This window comes from Tersicoccus mangrovi, from assembly GCF_036881825.1.
In the GTDB taxonomy this organism is placed as follows: domain Bacteria; phylum Actinomycetota; class Actinomycetes; order Actinomycetales; family Micrococcaceae; genus Tersicoccus; species Tersicoccus mangrovi.
On the sequence record NZ_JBAJMW010000008.1, the window covers coordinates 111044 to 126555 of the forward strand.

Annotated in this window: 15 protein-coding genes; 7 read left to right on the forward strand and 8 right to left on the reverse strand. The window is 74.8% G+C overall.

Features of this window, described 5'->3' with window-relative positions; genetic code table 11:
* Positions 1–20 precede the first annotated feature (20 nt).
* From V6N00_RS15145 to V6N00_RS15170, 6 genes are all read left to right on the forward strand, one after another.
* Positions 21–1334, forward strand: coding sequence for a DUF7847 domain-containing protein (locus V6N00_RS15145; RefSeq protein ID WP_334233598.1), 1314 nt, complete (start codon positions 21–23; stop codon positions 1332–1334).
* Positions 1331–2044, forward strand: a complete 714-nt coding sequence (locus V6N00_RS15150; protein ID WP_334233600.1) for a DUF4129 domain-containing protein — start codon at positions 1331–1333, stop codon at positions 2042–2044. Before V6N00_RS15145 ends, V6N00_RS15150 begins: the two co-directional genes overlap by 4 nt.
* Positions 2045–2127: 83 nt before the next feature.
* Positions 2128–3312: a DUF4350 domain-containing protein gene (locus tag V6N00_RS15155; RefSeq protein ID WP_334233602.1), complete on the forward strand. Its 1185-nt coding sequence runs from the start codon at positions 2128–2130 to the stop codon at positions 3310–3312.
* 146 nt (positions 3313–3458) lie between these two features.
* Positions 3459–4424, forward strand: a complete 966-nt coding sequence (locus tag V6N00_RS15160; protein ID WP_334233664.1) for an AAA family ATPase — start codon at positions 3459–3461, stop codon at positions 4422–4424.
* Positions 4425–4443: 19 nt separating this feature from the next.
* Positions 4444–5736, forward strand: coding sequence for a DUF58 domain-containing protein (locus V6N00_RS15165; RefSeq protein WP_334233604.1), 1293 nt, complete (start codon positions 4444–4446; stop codon positions 5734–5736).
* Positions 5737–5790: 54 nt separating this feature from the next.
* Positions 5791–6462 (forward strand): DUF4166 domain-containing protein, encoded by a 672-nt coding sequence (locus tag V6N00_RS15170; protein WP_334233606.1) that lies wholly within the window; start codon positions 5791–5793, stop codon positions 6460–6462.
* 35 nt (positions 6463–6497) lie between these two features.
* Here V6N00_RS15170 and V6N00_RS15175 read toward each other — a convergent pair whose 3' ends face one another.
* The 6 genes from V6N00_RS15175 to V6N00_RS15200 all read right to left on the reverse strand — a co-directional run bounded on the left by V6N00_RS15175 (position 6498) and on the right by V6N00_RS15200 (position 12790).
* Complete coding sequence (locus tag V6N00_RS15175) at positions 6498–7598, reverse strand: uroporphyrinogen decarboxylase/cobalamine-independent methonine synthase family protein (RefSeq protein WP_334233608.1); 1101 nt, start codon at positions 7596–7598, stop codon at positions 6498–6500.
* Entirely contained in the window at positions 7595–8008 is a 414-nt protein-coding gene (locus V6N00_RS15180; RefSeq protein ID WP_334233610.1) for a chorismate mutase, read from the reverse strand. The genes V6N00_RS15175 and V6N00_RS15180 overlap by 4 nt, the downstream gene beginning before the upstream one ends.
* Positions 8005–9003, reverse strand: a complete 999-nt coding sequence (locus V6N00_RS15185) for a CPBP family intramembrane glutamic endopeptidase (protein WP_334233612.1) — start codon at positions 9001–9003, stop codon at positions 8005–8007. Before V6N00_RS15185 ends, V6N00_RS15180 begins: the two co-directional genes overlap by 4 nt.
* Positions 9004–9177: 174 nt before the next feature.
* On the reverse strand, positions 9178–10317 hold the full coding sequence (gene mnmA, locus V6N00_RS15190) for a tRNA 2-thiouridine(34) synthase MnmA (protein WP_334233614.1): 1140 nt from the start codon (positions 10315–10317) through the stop codon (positions 9178–9180).
* Between the two features lie 46 nt (positions 10318–10363).
* Positions 10364–11569: a cysteine desulfurase family protein gene (locus V6N00_RS15195; protein ID WP_334233616.1), complete on the reverse strand. Its 1206-nt coding sequence runs from the start codon at positions 11567–11569 to the stop codon at positions 10364–10366.
* A 123-nt stretch (positions 11570–11692) separates the two neighbouring features.
* A complete protein-coding gene (locus tag V6N00_RS15200; RefSeq protein ID WP_334233618.1) occupies positions 11693–12790 on the reverse strand; it encodes a DNA polymerase IV in 1098 nt (365 codons plus the stop codon).
* 78 nt (positions 12791–12868) lie between these two features.
* Between V6N00_RS15200 and V6N00_RS15205 the strand changes: the two genes are divergently transcribed.
* Positions 12869–13342, forward strand: coding sequence for a tRNA (cytidine(34)-2'-O)-methyltransferase (locus V6N00_RS15205; RefSeq protein ID WP_334233620.1), 474 nt, complete (start codon positions 12869–12871; stop codon positions 13340–13342).
* A 183-nt stretch (positions 13343–13525) separates the two neighbouring features.
* Here V6N00_RS15205 and V6N00_RS15210 read toward each other — a convergent pair whose 3' ends face one another.
* Together V6N00_RS15210 and V6N00_RS15215 are read right to left on the reverse strand one after the other, a co-directional pair.
* A complete protein-coding gene (locus V6N00_RS15210; protein ID WP_334233622.1) occupies positions 13526–14482 on the reverse strand; it encodes an electron transfer flavoprotein subunit alpha/FixB family protein in 957 nt (318 codons plus the stop codon).
* A 73-nt stretch (positions 14483–14555) separates the two neighbouring features.
* On the reverse strand, positions 14556–15359 hold the full coding sequence (locus V6N00_RS15215) for an electron transfer flavoprotein subunit beta/FixA family protein (RefSeq protein WP_334233668.1): 804 nt from the start codon (positions 15357–15359) through the stop codon (positions 14556–14558).
* Between the last annotated feature and the right edge of the window lie 153 nt (positions 15360–15512).

The window sequence follows — 15512 nt, forward strand, 5'->3', positions numbered from 1 at the left end:
GCACGAGGGGGACACGACACATGAGCGAGAACGGACACGGGGACGGCGGTCGCTGGGCCGCTCCCGGCGGGGGCCGGGACGACGAGCCGGGCGCTGCCTGGCCACCGTCCGACGGCCGGCAGACCGCGCCGCCGACGGCGCCACCGACCGCGCCCACGACCGGCACCGCACCGTCCGGCTGGGGTCAGGCCCCGGGCGGCTGGACCGGTCAGGTCAGCGGGCCGAGTACCGGTCAGGGCGGCGGCTGGGGCCCGGCACCGAGCGGCTGGGCCGGCCAGGGCGGCTCCCCGCAGGGCTGGTTCGCGCCACCGAAGCCCGGCGTCATCCCGCTGCGGCCCCTGTCGGTCGGGGAGGTCCTCGACGGCTCGCTGCAGGCGGCGCGGCGCAACGCGAAGGCCATGATCGGCTCCTCGCTGCTGTTCAACGTCGTGATGAGCCTGCTCGGCGTCCTCCTGCTCCTCGGGTTCGGCGCCCCGTTCCTGCGGCTCGCGTCGATGAGTTCGAGCTCGACGACGATCTCCCGGTCCGAGGCCTCCTCGGTGCTCGCCTCGGTTCCCCTGCTCCTGCTCGGCGAGCTGGTGATCGGCCTGGTCGCGATCGTCGGCGGAGCCATCCTCCAGGGTGCCCTCGTCATCCCCGTCTCGCGCGCCGTCCTGGACCAGCGCACGGGCTTCCGGCAGATGTGGTCCCTCGTCCGGCCCCGGATCGGGTCGTTGATCGGGCTGGCCTTCCTGCTCGCGGCGATCGGCGTGGGCGGCGGCGTCGCTCTCATGATCGTGTTCTTCGTCGTCGTCGCCGGCATCAGCGCCTCGAACAGTTCCCCGGCCGGCGCCGTCGTCATGATCCTGCTCATCGGGGCCGCCGCCGGCCTGGTCGCCGCCTGGCTGTTCACCCGCCTGAGCGTGTGCGGGGCCGTGCTCGTCCTGGAGAAGTGCGGTCCCGGGCAGGCGCTCGCCCGGTCCTGGCGGTTGACGAAGGGCAACTTCTGGCGCGTCTTCGGCACCCTGCTGCTGATGGGCATCCTCGCCTGGCTCATCACGGCGATCGCCGGGGCGCCGCTGCAGTTCGCCATGCCACTGCTGTCCGGGGTGATCGCGCCCACCGGGGCCACCCCGGGAGCCGGGGCGATCGGCCTGCTGGTGACGCTGATGGTCGCCTACCTGGTGCTCTCGACGCTCGCGGGGGCGCTGTCGACCGTCTTCACCGTCGGGGTGACCGCCCTGCTCTACGTCGATCTGCGGATGCGCCGTGAGGGCCTGGACATGGCCCTGATGGCCGAGCACGACCGTCTCGCCGCCGGGAGCCGTCCGGGCGCCCTGCCCGGAACCGCGTGATCGGCCTCGCCGGCCTGGTCGCCGTGCCGGCCGCGATGCTCACGGTGCGTGTCTTCCTCGTGCCCCGTGACGTCCCGGTGGTGCCCGACGACGGCACCGCGCGGCGCTGGGCGGAGGAGGAACTGTCCCGGCCCGAGTACCAGGACGCGAAGCCCGGGCCGGTCGAGGCGGTCCTGGACGCGATCGGCCGCTGGCTGAGTGACGTCGCGTCCGGGTTGAGTCCGGCCACGGCGAACCCATGGCTGGTCGTCGTCGTGGGCCTGATCATCGTGGGGATCGTCGTCCTCGTGCTGGTCGTCCGGCCCCGGCTCAACCGGACGGCCGCTCGCAGGGCGGCGGTGTTCGACGCGGATCGCCCGCTCGACGCCGACGGTCACCGCGCGCTCGCCCGCGCCGCCGCAGCCCGCGGCGATCACGCGACCGCCGTGATCGAGGCGTTCCGGGCCCTGGTCAGGGCCGCGCAGGAGCGCACCGACCTGCCCGAGGGCGACGGACGGACCGTCGACGAGGTGACCGGCGACCTCTCCGCGCTCTTCCCGGCCGAGCGGGACGCCGTCGGCACCGCGGGCCGTCGTTTCAACGACGTCCGCTACGGCGACGGGCCGGCGACGGCCGAGGACCACGCGCTCATCACCGGGCTGGACGACCGGCTCGCGCACGCACGCCCGACGCGTTCGGCCGTCGCGGCCGGCCCGGCGATGCCGCGATGAGCCACCCCGCGGCGCCCGCGAGAGCGAGAGCAGGGACGGCGCCGGAGACGGGCGCGCCCTCGTCCGCGACGCCCACCACCACGATGACCGGCGACGGAGCCACCTGGCGCACGACCGCCGCCGGGTGGTTGCGAACGTGGCGGTTCTGGCTCGTCGTCGGCCTGATCGCGCTCGTGCTGGTCACGATCGGCGTCGCCCTGCGCGGGGCCGGAGCCGACCGCGGGTCCCTCTCGCCCGACAATCCCGCCCCGGACGGCGCCCGGGCGGCGGCCCGCATCCTGCAGGGCCAGGGCGTCACGGTGACCCGCGCGACCGACCTCGGCCAGGCCCTGGACCGGGCGTCCGCGACCGGGTCGACCGGCACCCTGTTCCTCGACGACCGGGCCACCATCCTCTCCCCCGGCCAGCTCGAACGCCTCGCCGACCGGGCCCGCGCCGCCGGCAACCGCGTCGTCCTGCTGCAGCCGGACCTGCGGATCCTCACCGCCATGACCACGGACGTGCGGCTCGGCGGCGTCGTCAGCGACCCGTCGACCGGCCGGGCCCTGACGGCCGACTGCGCGGTCCCGGCCGTACGGGCCGCCCGCGAGGTCGACCGGACCGGTCGCCTCTACCGCGGACCCGTGACCTGCCTGCGGACGAGCGCCGACACCGCCGCCGGCGGCGTGTACGTCGAGAGCGACGGCGGCCGGATCGTCGTGCTCGGCGGCACCGACACCCTGAGCAACGACCGGCTCGCCGCCCACGGCAACGCGGCGCTTGTGCTGCACACGCTCGGCGCCCGGCCGCAGCTGACCTGGTACCAGCCCACGGTGCGCGACCTGGAGGCATCCGGCCGGACCCGCACCATCGCCGACGTGACACCCCCGTGGGTGACGCCGCTGGCCACGTGGTTGCTCGTCGTCGCCGTGCTCGCGATGATCTGGCGCGGCCGACGTGACGGCCCGCTCGTGCGGGAGCCGCTGCCCGTCGTCGTCCAGGCCGGGGAGACGACGCTGGGCCGGGCCCGGCTCTACCAGGACGCCGGTGCCGCCGAGCACGCCGCCGCGACGCTGAGGGCCGCGACGCTGGTGCGCCTGGCCGAGCACCTGCACCTGGGGCACGCCCCGGCCGCGGAGGCGGTCGTCGAGGCGACGGCGTCCGCCACCGGCCGCACCGTCCCGGACGTCGCCCGCCTGCTCACCGGCACGCTGCCCACGCGTGCCGCCGACCTGCTGTCCTTCACCACCGCCCTGACCGATCTGGAGACGGAGGCACTCCGCCGATGACCGAACACCCGCACCCGCCCCTGCCCGAGACCGCCCCCGGCACCTCGGACGACGGGGACGGCCGCCACCACCTCGACGAGCACCACCTCGACGAGCACCGCCTCGACCGGCCCATCGGGTCGTCGGGACAAGCCGGTGGAACCGGCATGGCGGACCCCTCCGGCGACGCCGCACGCGAAGCGCTGCTGGCCGTGCGCACCGAGGTCGGCCGCGCCGTCGTCGGGCAGGACGGCACCGTCACCGGCGTGCTGATCGCCCTGCTGTGTCGCGGCCACGTGCTGCTCGAGGGCGTGCCGGGCGTCGCCAAGACGCTGCTCGTGCGCGCGCTCTCGGCGGCCCTCACGCTGCAGACCACCCGCGTGCAGTTCACCCCGGACCTGATGCCGGGCGACCTGACCGGGTCCCTCGTCTACGACGCCCGGAACAGCGACTTCACCTTCCGGCCCGGCCCGGTGTTCACCAACCTGCTGCTCGCCGACGAGATCAACCGGACCCCGCCGAAGACCCAGGCGGCGCTGCTCGAGGCGATGGAGGAACGGCAGGTGTCCGTCGACGGCGTGTCCCGGCCGCTGCCGAGCCCGTTCATCGTCGCCGCGACCCAGAACCCGGTGGAGTACGAGGGCACGTACCCGCTGCCGGAGGCGCAGCTGGACCGGTTCCTGCTCAAGCTGACCATGGACCTGCCCGGTCGCGAGGACGAGATCGAGGTGATCCGCCGGCACAGCACGGGTTTCGACCCGCGCGACCTCGCCGCGGCCGGGGTGCGGGCGGTCGCCGGGGCGGAGCAGCTCGCGGACGCGCGGGCCGCCGTCGGCCGGGTGCAGGTCTCCCCCGAGGTGCTCGGCTACATCGTCGACGTCGTGCGCGCGACCCGGTCTGCGCCGTCGTTCCAGCTCGGCGTCTCCCCGCGCGGGGCCACGGCCCTGCTGAACACGGCGCGGGCCTGGGCCTGGCTCAACGGGCGCGGATACGCGACACCGGACGACGTCAAGGCCCTCGCCCTGCCGACCCTGCGCCACCGCGTCGCCCTGCGCGCGGAGGCCCAGATGGACGGTGTCTCGGCCGACGGGGTGCTCGGCAGCATCCTCGCCACCGTCCCGGTGCCCCGGTGACCGGCGGGGAGGGCCGTCCGTGGCCCTGACCGGTCGGTTCGTCCTGCTCGCCCTGCTGGCCGGCGTCGTCGTCCTGTTCGCACCGGCGCCGGGGACCCTGCTGGTGCTCGCGGGCGTCCTCGTGGTGCTCGCCGTCCTGGACGTGGGCCTCGCCGTCTCGCCGCGCCGCGTCACGGTCACCCGGGAGCTGCCCGAGAGCGTCCGGCTCACCGAGCAGGTCGTCAGCGGGCTGGTGCTCGCCAACCCGGCGCGCCGCACGCTGCGGGCCCGCGTGCGCGACGGATGGCAGCCGTCCGCGGGTGCCGTGAACCCGCGCCACCGGGTCGTCATCCCCGGCGGGCAGGCACGCCGCGTCCGCACGACGCTCGTGCCCGTGCGGCGCGGGGACCGACTGAGCCCGCACGTGACCATCCGCTCGGTCGGCCCCCTGGGCCTGGCCGCCCGGCAGGTCACGGTACCGCTGCCCGGACGCCTGCGGGTGCTCCCGCCCTTCCACGCGCGCCGGCACCTGCCGTCGAAGCTGCGCCGGCTGCGGGAGCTGGACGGCCGCGCCGCCGTGCAGATCCGCGGCGCCGGCACCGAGTTCGACTCGCTGCGCGACTACGTCCGGGGCGACGACGTCCGGTCCATCGACTGGCGCGCCACCGCCCGGCGGCAGGCCGTCGTCGTGCGGACCTGGCGCCCGGAGCGGGACCGCCGCGTCGTCATCGTGCTCGACACCTCCCGCACCGCGGCCGCCCGGATCGGCGACGAGCCGCGCCTGGACACGGGCATGGAGGCGGCCCTCCTGCTGGCGGTGCTCGCCGACCGCGGCGGGGACCGGGTCGACTTCCTCGCCGTCGACCGGCGGGTGCGGGCCCGGGTCGGCTCGGCGGACCGCGGTGAGCTGTTGCCCTCCCTCGTGCAGGCGATGGCGCCGCTGGAGGCCGAGCTGATCGAGGCGGACTTCTCCCGGCTGCCGGCGCACGTCGCCACGGTCAGCGCGCACCGCAGCCTCGTCGTGCTGCTGACGTCGCTGGACTCCGGGGCCGCCGAGGAGGGACTGCTGCCGGTGCTGCCGGCCCTGTGCGCGAAGCACGTCGTGATCGTCGCCGCGGTCCGGGACCCGGCGCTGGACCAGACCGCCGCCGAACGGGGCACCGTGAGCGAGGTCTACCGGGCTGCCGCGGCCGAACGGACCCGGCTGGAACGGGCGGCGATGACGGCGCAGCTGCGGCTGCTCGGCGTCGAGGTCGTCGACGAGACCCCGGCGCTGCTGCCGCCGCGGCTGGCCGACGCGTACATCCGGCTCAAGGCCGCGGGCCGGCTCTGAGCCGGTTGCCGGCCGCGTGCTCCCTCGGGAGGATGGCCCCATGAGGACGACACGATGAGCGGATCGCTGTACGAGCAGGTACTGGGTGACCGATACGCGGACCTGCACCCTCGGGTGCGCGAGTACTTCGCCCAGCCGGCCGGCACGAGCCTGCGCTACGACGGGCGATTCGCCGTCGCCGGCTGCACCGTGCCGGTGCTGCGGCCGGCGTTCGCGGCCCTGGCGGGCGAGCAGATGTTCTTCCCCGAGTACGGGGAGGACGTGCCGTTCAGCATCGTCAACCGGTCCTACGTGGACGACGCCGGCGCGCCGTGCCTGGCCGCCGAGCGCATCCTCGACTTCGGGCACCGCACCCGGCGGTTCACCGACCTGTGCCGGCTCGGGCCGGACGGCCTGCTGCTCGACCTCGTCGGCACGCACCACCTGCTCCGGACCGGGCTCGAACTCTCGGTCACAGGGACGGGAGCGATGCGGCTGGCCTCGACCGCGGCGTGGGCGGGCCCTCCCGGGGACTCTTCCGTCGCGGGGCCGGGCCCGACGCGCGCGCCGCGCGCGGTACCGGGGCTGCGCGTCCCGCGCGTGCTCGCCGCGGCGGCCTACACGGAGCAGGGCTTCGACGACGCGACCGGCCGGTTCACCATCCAGACCCGGGTGGTCCAGCCGCTGATCGGCACCCTGTTCGTCTACGCCGGCACGTTCGACCCGGAGCCCCACTCCGTCGCCTGACCGGGTGCGGCTCCGGCGGACGACGACGCAGCGCGTCAGGCGTCGCGGGCGGTGGTCTCGAGGGCGTCCGCGGTCGCGACGAGGCGGCGCAGCAGGGCGGGCAGCCGTCCGGCATCGGGCGCACCCGCGGGGGCCCGGGTGCCGGTCAGGGCGCCGGCCGGCATGCGGGTGGTGACGGTGAGCTGCGGCAGCCGCGTCACCGGCAGGCCCAGGCGCTGCCACGGGTCGAGGACCTGGCCGGCCAGGTCGCTGACCTCCCGCAGCCCGCGCGTGCCACGCCGATCGACCGCCGTCGTCTCCAGTCCGACCGTGAGCGCGCCGCCGTCGTCGAGGTACTCGCCGAGCGCGTCCGGTGCGGTCCGCAGCGCCGACGCGGGCACGGCCAGGGCGTCCGCCTCCGCCTCGCGTGCCAGACTCAGCGGCAGCGGGGCGGGTTCGACGGCGAGTACGACGTCCGCGGTCCCGGAGCCGCGGGCCGCCTCGACCGCCTGCCGCAGGGTCTGCCGCACCTCGGCCCGGTCGAGGGCGCGCAGGGTGCGGTAGCCGCTCGCGGTCGCGACGGTGCCGGCCAGGACGGCGTCGAGCGCCGGCTCGTCGATCCGCAGGGTGACGGTCGCGCCCGGCAGCGCGGTGCGCAGGGCCGCCAGGTGGGCGGCGAGCCCGGCGGCGAGGGAGTCGGCCAGGTCCCGGCGGGCGCCGTGGTCGGAGAGGACGCGTTCGCCGCCGGGGAGGTCGAGCACGGAGGCGAGGGTGACGGGGCCGAGCACGGTCACGCCGATCCGCGTCGCGGGGATCTGCTCGGCGCCGGCGAGGTCGGCGAGGACGTTGACGTCGGAGGCCAGGAGCGAGCGGGACCGGCGCAGGTCCTCCCCCGGGCGGGCGGACACCCGCCAGCCGTGCGGGCCGATCTCGACGGGCAGCTCCTCGAGCAGCGCCGCGGCGCGTCCGGCGGCGTCGGCACCAGGACCGCGGTCGGGCAGCAGCGGCAGGGACGGCAGGTGCGGGTCACCCAGTTCACCCCGGATGGCGGTCAGCGCGCCGAGCAGGTCGGTGCCGGCGACGACGATGGGGCCGGTCGCCGTGATGGTGTCCGGCGAGGAGGTCGTGTCCGGTGTGGTGCTGGCCTCCAGGCTCACGCCCGGGTGTCCGCGTCGGCGGTGCCGCGCACATCGGTCGTCGCGCCCGGCCGGGGTATCACCGGCAGCGGGGACGTGCCGTCGGAGATCGCCTGATGGTGACGGATGACTTCCTCGATGATGAAGGTGAGGAACTTCTCGGCGAAGGCCGGGTCCAGATGGGCCTCCTCGGCCAGCCGCCGCAGCCGGGCGATCTGCATCGACTCGCGCGTCGGGTCCGCCGGCGGCAGCCGGTGCTCGGCCTTGAGCACCCCCACCCGCTGGGTGGCGCGGAACCGCTCGGCGAGCACGTAGACCAGGGTGGCGTCGAAGTTGTCGATGCTGGACCGGATCTGCAGCAGCTCGTGCATGACGGCCGGATCCACGTCCTCCCCCAGGGAGCTGGCGGACGGGTCGAACGAATCCATCATGGGTCCAGTCTAGGGGCGCGCAGGCCCGTGCCCGGCCCGGCCAGCGGCCGCCCCTGCACGGGAGCGAGCCACGGCTGCCGGTCGACACCGAACTGTCCGCGCCAGGCCAGGACCGCGACCAGCACGGCCGGCACGAGCCAGCCGGACCAGCCGAGGATCGTCGTCGTGAGCGGGCTGAACGTCGTCCCCCAGGCGAGGAACACCAGCGGGAAGCCGGCCGCGGCGTTGATCGCGCCGTGCGCGGCGGCGACCGGCCAGATCGAGTCGGTGCGCATCCGGATCCAGCTGAGCACCGCGCCGATGACGACGGCGAAGCAGATCATCGCGATCACGGCGAGCCAGCCGGGCCCGCCCGGGTAGTTGTAGCCGAGCAGGATCAGCGGGGCGTGCCACAGCCCCCACAGGGCGCCGGAGACGACGACGGCGGTCGGGACGCCTGCGGGCAGCAGCGCCGGCAGCAGCCAGCCCCGCCAGCCGAGCTCCTCACCGAGGGACGGGACGATGTTGACGAAGGCGCCGATGAGGACGTTGAGGAACTGCAGCGCCACGACGGTGCCGAGGCTGACGCGGGTCAGCGCCGTGGGGGCCACCTGCTCGAGGTAGGCGCGGAACCCGGAGAACCCGGTGAGGTCGGCGTGGTAGAGGCCGAACAGGGCACCGACGGCGAGCGCCCCGAGCACGAGGACGACGGCCAGCACCACGGCACCGAGCAGCAGCAGGACGAACCGCCCGACCGGGCGCACCTGGCTGATGCCCAGCGCCCGCGGGATGGAGTCCGGCCGCTCCACCCAGCGGCTGACGACGAGCGCCGCGATCGCGGGTCCGAGCATGTAGACCAGCAGAAGGACCGGCAGGGCGGGACTGCGCAAGCCACCGGCCAGGGCGAGACCGAGCCCCACCAGCCACGAGAAGCCGAAGGCGATCGCCAGGAAGACCAGGATGGGTCGCCGTCGCAGGCGGCCCCCGGTCGAGTACGCGGTCGAGTCCACAGCCATGGACCGAGCGTACCGGCGGTGGAATCCTCCACGAGCGACCAGTCGATGTTGTCGGCATCGCCCCTCACCGGCCCGCCGGGCCAGTCGTAGGGTCGGCACACCTGCCCGGCTGCGTTCCGGGTGTGCGTGTGCTCCTCGTCCGGGCCGGTTCTCCCCGCGCCCTCCCTGCCGACGTCAGACGGCGGCGAGCGACCGGGCGGTGTCGATGGTCGCCTGGCCGAGCACCCGGGTGCCCTGGTACAGGACGACGGTCTGGCCGGGGGCGACACCCCGGAGCGACTCGTCCAGGATCACGACGAGGCGGTGGTCACCGTCGTCGCCGGTCACCACCTGTGCGGTCGCCGGGACGGGGTCGCCGTGCGCGCGGACCTGCGCGAGCACAGGGAAGCGGGCGGAGGCGCCGGTCGCGGGGTCGACGACGGCGTCCGGGATCGGGCGCCCGGCCCACGAGATCCGGATGCCGCGGATCTCGTCGACGGCGAGCAGCCGCTCGGGTCCGACGGTCACCCGGTTCTGCTTCGGTTCGATCGAGAGGACGAAGCGGGGCTTGCCGTCCGCGGCCGGACGGCCGAGCTTGAGGCCGCGGCGCTGCCCCACGGTGAACGCCTGCGCACCGGCGTGCTCACCGACCGTCGCGCCGGTCTCGTCGACGATCTCGCCCGGCTCCATCGCGATCTTCTCGGCGAGCCAGCCGACGGTGTCGCCGTCGGGGATGAAGCAGATGTCGTGGCTGTCCGGCTTCTTCGCCACGGAGAGTCCGCGCTCGGCGGCCTCGGCGCGGACGGCGGCCTTGGTGGGCGCGTCGGCCAGCGGGAAGAGGCAGTGCTCGAGCTGGGCCTCGGTCAGGACCCCGAGGACGTAGGACTGGTCCTTGGCCCAGTCGCTGGCGCGGTGCAGCTCGGGGTGGCCGTCGGCGTCGCGGTCGACGCGGGCGTAGTGGCCGGTGCACACGGCGTCGAAGCCCAGCGCCAGCGCCTTCTCGAGCAGGGCCGCGAACTTGATCTTCTCGTTGCAGCGCATGCACGGGTTCGGGGTGCGGCCGGCCTCGTACTCGGCGATGAAGTCGTCGACCACGTCCTCCTTGAACCGCTCGGAGAAGTCCCACACGTAGTACGGGATGCCGAGCTTCTCGGCGGCGCGCCAGGCGTCGCGGGAGTCCTCGATGGTGCAGCAACCGCGGCTGCCCGTGCGCAGGGTGCCGGGCATGCGGGACAGGGCCAGGTGGACGCCGACGACGTCGTGCCCGGCGTCGACGGCACGGGCGGCGGCGACCGCGGAGTCGACTCCGCCGCTCATGGCAGCCAGGACGCGCATGGTCTCCTCAGAAGTGCTCGGGGTCGGTTTGCTCGTGGTGCCGGCGTCAGCGGCCGGCGGACTGCAGGTCCGGGACGTGACCGGCCATGCCGGCGGCGGCGGCCTTCTCGACGGCGCCCGGCAGCACGTCGAGCAGCAGGGCCACATCGTCCTCGGTGGAGGTGTGGCCGAGGCTGAAACGCTGGGCGCCGCGGGCGGTGGCCTCGTCCAGGCCGAGCGCCAGCAGCACGTGGGAGGCGCGCGGGACGCCGGCGCTGCAGGCCGAGCCGGCCGAGGACTGCACCCCGGCCGCGTCGAGCAGGAAGAGCAGCGAGTCGCCCTCGCACCCGGTGAAGGTGAAGTGGGCGTTGCCGGGCAGCCGCTCGGGGCCGGACGCCGGTCCGCGCAGGACGGCGGCGGGCACCCGCTCGAGCACCCCGGTGACGAGCGCGTCGCGCAGGCCGGCGATCCGGGCGGACTCCGCGGCCAGGTCGCCGATGACGGCGGTCGCGGCCGCCGCGAAGCCGGCGGCGGCGGGGGCGTCGAGGGTGCCGGAGCGCACGTCGCGTTCCTGGCCGCCGCCGTGCTGGACGGGCGTGACGGCCACGGACCGACCGAGCAGCAGGGCGCCGATGCCCAGCGGGCCGCCGATCTTGTGGCTGCTGATCGAGGCGGCCGCCAGGCCGGTGGCGGCGAAGTCGACGGGCACGGCACCGAAGGCCTGCACGGCGTCGGCGTGCACCGGGATGCCGTGGGCCTCGGCGCGGCGGACGATCTCGCCGACCGGCTGGACGGCGCCGATCTCGTTGTTGGCCCACATGACCGTGACGAGGGCGACCGTGTCCGGGTCCTCGGCGATGGCGGCGTCGAGCGCGTCGAGGTCGAGGATGCCGCGCTCGTCGACGGGCAGCCAGACGGCCTCGGCGCCCTGGGTCGCCTCGAGCCACTCGACGGTCTCGGAGACGGCGTGGTGCTCGATCGTGGAGGTGAGGATCCGGCGGCGGCGCGGGTCCGCGGCGTGCCGGGACCAGTAGAGCCCCTTGATCGCGAGGTTGTCCGCCTCGGTGCCGCCTCCGGTGAGGATCACCTCGGAGGGGTGCGCGCCGGCGGCGGCGGCGATCTCGTCGCGGGCGGTCTCGACGACCATCCGGGCGCGACGGCCCGCACCGTGCAGGGCGGAGGGATTGCCGCAGCGGGTCAGTTCAGTGGTGATCGCGGCCAGAGCGGGCCCGCAGAGGGGCGCGGTGGCCGCGTGGTCGAAGTACGCGGGCACCGGTCCAGTCTAGTCGGTGGTGATTCCGCACCCATGGGGGCCGGGTGCGGCGGCGTCACCCGCCGTCTCACGCGGCCGTTCCCGACCGGCGCCGTCTGACCGGCCGTTCTCGGTGGGGCGGTCTCACCAGCGGCCGCGCACCGGCGTCCGGGTCTCCGGGTCGGTCGGGGTGGGCAGCGCCATCTCGGCGCGCACACCGAGCAGGCGCACCTCGCGTCCGGGTTCGATCCGGCCGGCCAGGTCGACGGCCGCGGCGACGACGGCGTCCCGGTCACGGGTCGCCTCGGGCAGCTTCCCGCCGTAGACCTTCGTGAAGAACGGGGCGTAGCGGACCTTGAGCGTCAGCCGGACGACCGGCCGTTCCTCGGCCTCGGTGTCCCCGTGGACGGCCTCGGCGAGGACCCGGATCGCGTCGGTGATCTGCTCCGGCGTCGTCAGGTTCTGCTGGTAGGTCGTCTCGCGGCTGTGCCCGCGGGCGACCCACGGGCTGTCGTCGACGACGCGCGGCCCGTCGCCCCGGCCGAGGCCCCCGTACCAGGGGCCCATCCGCGGGCCGAACTCCGTGACGAGCTCCTCCTCGGGGGCGGCGGCGAGCTCGGCGACGGTGCGCACCCCGTGGGTGGCCAGCCGGGCCGAGACCTTCGCGCCCACGCCCCACAGCTCCCGGGTGGGCCGCTCCCCCATCACCGGGAACCAGTTCTCGGCGGTCAGCCGGAAGGTCCCGCGCGGTTTGCCGAAGCCGGTGGCGATCTTGGCGCGCACCTTGGTGTCCCCGATGCCGACCGAGCAGTGCAGCTCGGTGGCCGCGAGCACCGCCGCCTGGGCCTGCCGGGCCACCGCCTCCGGATCGTCGGTCGTCACCCCGAGGAACGCCTCGTCCCAGCCGAGGACCTCGACGACGACGCCGGGGAGTTCCCGCAGGGTCGCCATGACGACGGCGGACGCTGCCTCGTAGGCGGCGGCGTCGACGGGCAGGAACACCGCGTCGGGGATCTTGCGGACGGCGACCTTCATCGGCATCCCGGACCCGACGCCGAACGCCCGGGCCTCGTAGGACGCGGTCGAGACCACGGCCCGCTCGGTCGGATCGCCGCGGCCGCCCACAACGACGGGCTTGCCGGCCAGCTCGGGGTGGCGCAGCACCTCGACGGCGGCGATGAACTGGTCGAGGTCGACGTGCAGCACCCACGGCCGGGCGGTGGTGCCGTCGGGGATGGACATGGCTCGATTCTCACCCGGCCCGGCGTCGCCTGTCACGGGCGGTCGGGGCCGCTCACCTGCGCCACTACACTGGTCGGCGTGTTCCGCATCCTCTTCGACTCCCCCGAGATCCCCGGCAACACGGGGGCGGCGATCCGGCTGGCGGCACTGACCGGCGCGGAACTGCACCTGATCGAGCCGCTCGGCTTCGACCTCGAGGAGAACAAGCTGCGCCGGGCGGGCCTGGACTACCACGACCTCGCCGTCATGACCGTCCACCCGGACCGGGAGGCCGCCTGGGCCGCGCTGATGCCGGCGCGGGTGTTCGCGTTCACCGCCGAGGGCACCCGCACGCACAGCGACATCGCCTACGAGCCCGGCGATGTCCTGATGTTCGGCCGGGAGTCCGTCGGGTTGAGCGCGGAGGCGAAGGCCGATCCGCACGTCACCGAGCTGGTGCGGATCCCGATGCTGCCGGGCCGGCGCTCGCTGAATCTGACGAACGCCGCGTCCATCGCGGTGTACGAGGCCTGGCGCCAGCACGACTTCACCGGCGCCGCCTTCACCCGCTGACGCCGTCGGCGATGCCAGCCGGGTGAGGTATCCGGCGACCCGTGACCCGTGTACCCTCCCTCCACGCCCCCCGAGAATGCAGGATCCGGGGTCAAGACACCCCTGAAACCCCAGACAATGCATTCTCGGGGGCGAGGGAGAGCGACAACGAGCGGCGTCGGAGCGCAGACGCGCACGAAAAGCTCAGCTGCGGCGGCGGCGGATCTCCTCGGTGGCCTGCGGCAGCACGGTGAACAGGTCGCCGACGATGCCGAGGTCCGCGACCTCGAACACGGGGGCATCGCCGTCCTTGTTGATCGCGATGATCGTCTGCGACGTCTGCATCCCGGCCTTCTGCTGAATGGCGCCGGAGATGCCCGCGGAGATGTAGAGCTGCGGGGAGACGGTCTTGCCGGTCTGCCCCACCTGCGCGTCGTGCTCGATCCAGCCGGCGTCGGTCGCGGCGCGGGAGGCGCCGATCGCGGCGCCGAGCTCGTCGGCGAGCGCCTCGAGCGGCGCGAAGTCGCCGTTGGTGCCGCGGCCGCCGGCGACGACGACGCGTGCCTCCGTCAGCTCCGGCCGCGCACTCGCCGGCTTCGGCGAGCGGGCGGTGATCCGTGCCGCCGGCCCGGCGTCGGGCACCGCGACGGTGCCGGTGGTGACCTCCGTCGACGCGGACGCGGCGAGTGCGACGACGGCGTTCGGCTTGACCGTGATGATCGGTGTCCCTTCGGTGACCGCCACCCGGGAGGACCAGGCGCCCGCGAGCACCGACTTCGCGGCGGCCACGCCGTCGTCGGAGGCACTGACCGCGACGGCGTCGGTGATGACGCCGGAGCCGGTCTTGATGCCCGCGCGCCCCGCGATCTCCTTCTCCTCGAACGTGTTGCCGAGGAGCACGACGTCGGCGCCGACCTGGCCCATCGCGGCGGCCAGCAGTGCGGCCTTCGGCGCGACGAGCTGGTCCGGCAGCGGCTCGGCCGGCGTCAGCAGGGCGCTCGCCCCGTGCTCGGACAGGCTGTCCAGGAGGGCGGACTCGATGTCGACGGGCACGAGAGCGGTCACCTCCCCGAGGGAGCGGCCGAGGGTGAGCAGCTCACGTGCGGCCTTGGCCAGCGTGGTGCCGTGCGGGTCGTCCAGGTAGACGAGGACGGTGCTCATGCAGATCTCCTCAACGAGACGCGAGAACGGGTGGCGCGGGGACGCGCGAGCGGACGGGTCGGGCGGTGGCCGGTCAGAGCAGCCGGCGCTCGGCGAGGAAGTCGACGAGCTTGATGCCGGCGTCGCCGTCCTCGTCGGTGATCACCGTGCCGGCGGTGCGGGCGGGACGCTCGGTGGCCTCGAGGACACGGGTCCACGACCCGGCGGGGCCCACCTCGTCCGCGGAGATCCCGACGTCGGCGAGCGAGAGGGTCGTCACGGGCTTCTTCTTCGCCGCCATGATGGCCTTGAAGTTGGGGTAGCGCGGATCGTTGGCCTGGTCGGTGACCGAGACGAGCGCGGGCAGCGGGGCCTCGATGCTCTCGGCGTCCGTCGCGCCGTTGCGGGTGGCCCGCACCGTTCCGTCGGCCACCTCGAGGCTCGCCGCGAACGTGACCTGCGCCAGCGACAGCCGCTCGGCGAGCTGGGCCGGCACGAGCGAGGTCTCACCGTCGGTCGACGCCATCCCGCACAGCACGAGGTCCGCTCCCCCGAGGTGCTGACAAGCGGCGGCCAGCGCCCGGGACGTGGCGGCGGCGTCGGACCCGGCGAGCGCGTCGTCGGTCAGGTGGTACGCCTCGTCAGCGCCGAGCTGCAGCGCCTTGCGGAGCGCGTTCGCCGCGTCGACCGGGCCCATGGTGAGCGCGGTGATGCTCACGGAGGACGCGTCGGCGCCGTCCGACGCGGCCGCCTCCCGGATGCGGACGGCGGCCTCGAGGGCGTACTCGTCCAGCTCGGACAGGATGCTGTCGCCGCGCGCGAGCGTATGGCCGTCACCGGTCAGCTGCCGGGGGAACTGGCTGTCCGGCACGTACTTGACCAGCACGAGGATTCTCAAGCCCGAGGTCTGCACGCCCTCAAGCTAACCACAGGGCTGATCACCGCGGGCAGCGCCGGGCGGCCGGCTCGGGAGAAGCCCGGCAGAGACTCCCGGCAAGCCGTCGGGCATTCCCCGTCGACGCAGCAGCGCCGCCCCCGAGAACGGGGACGG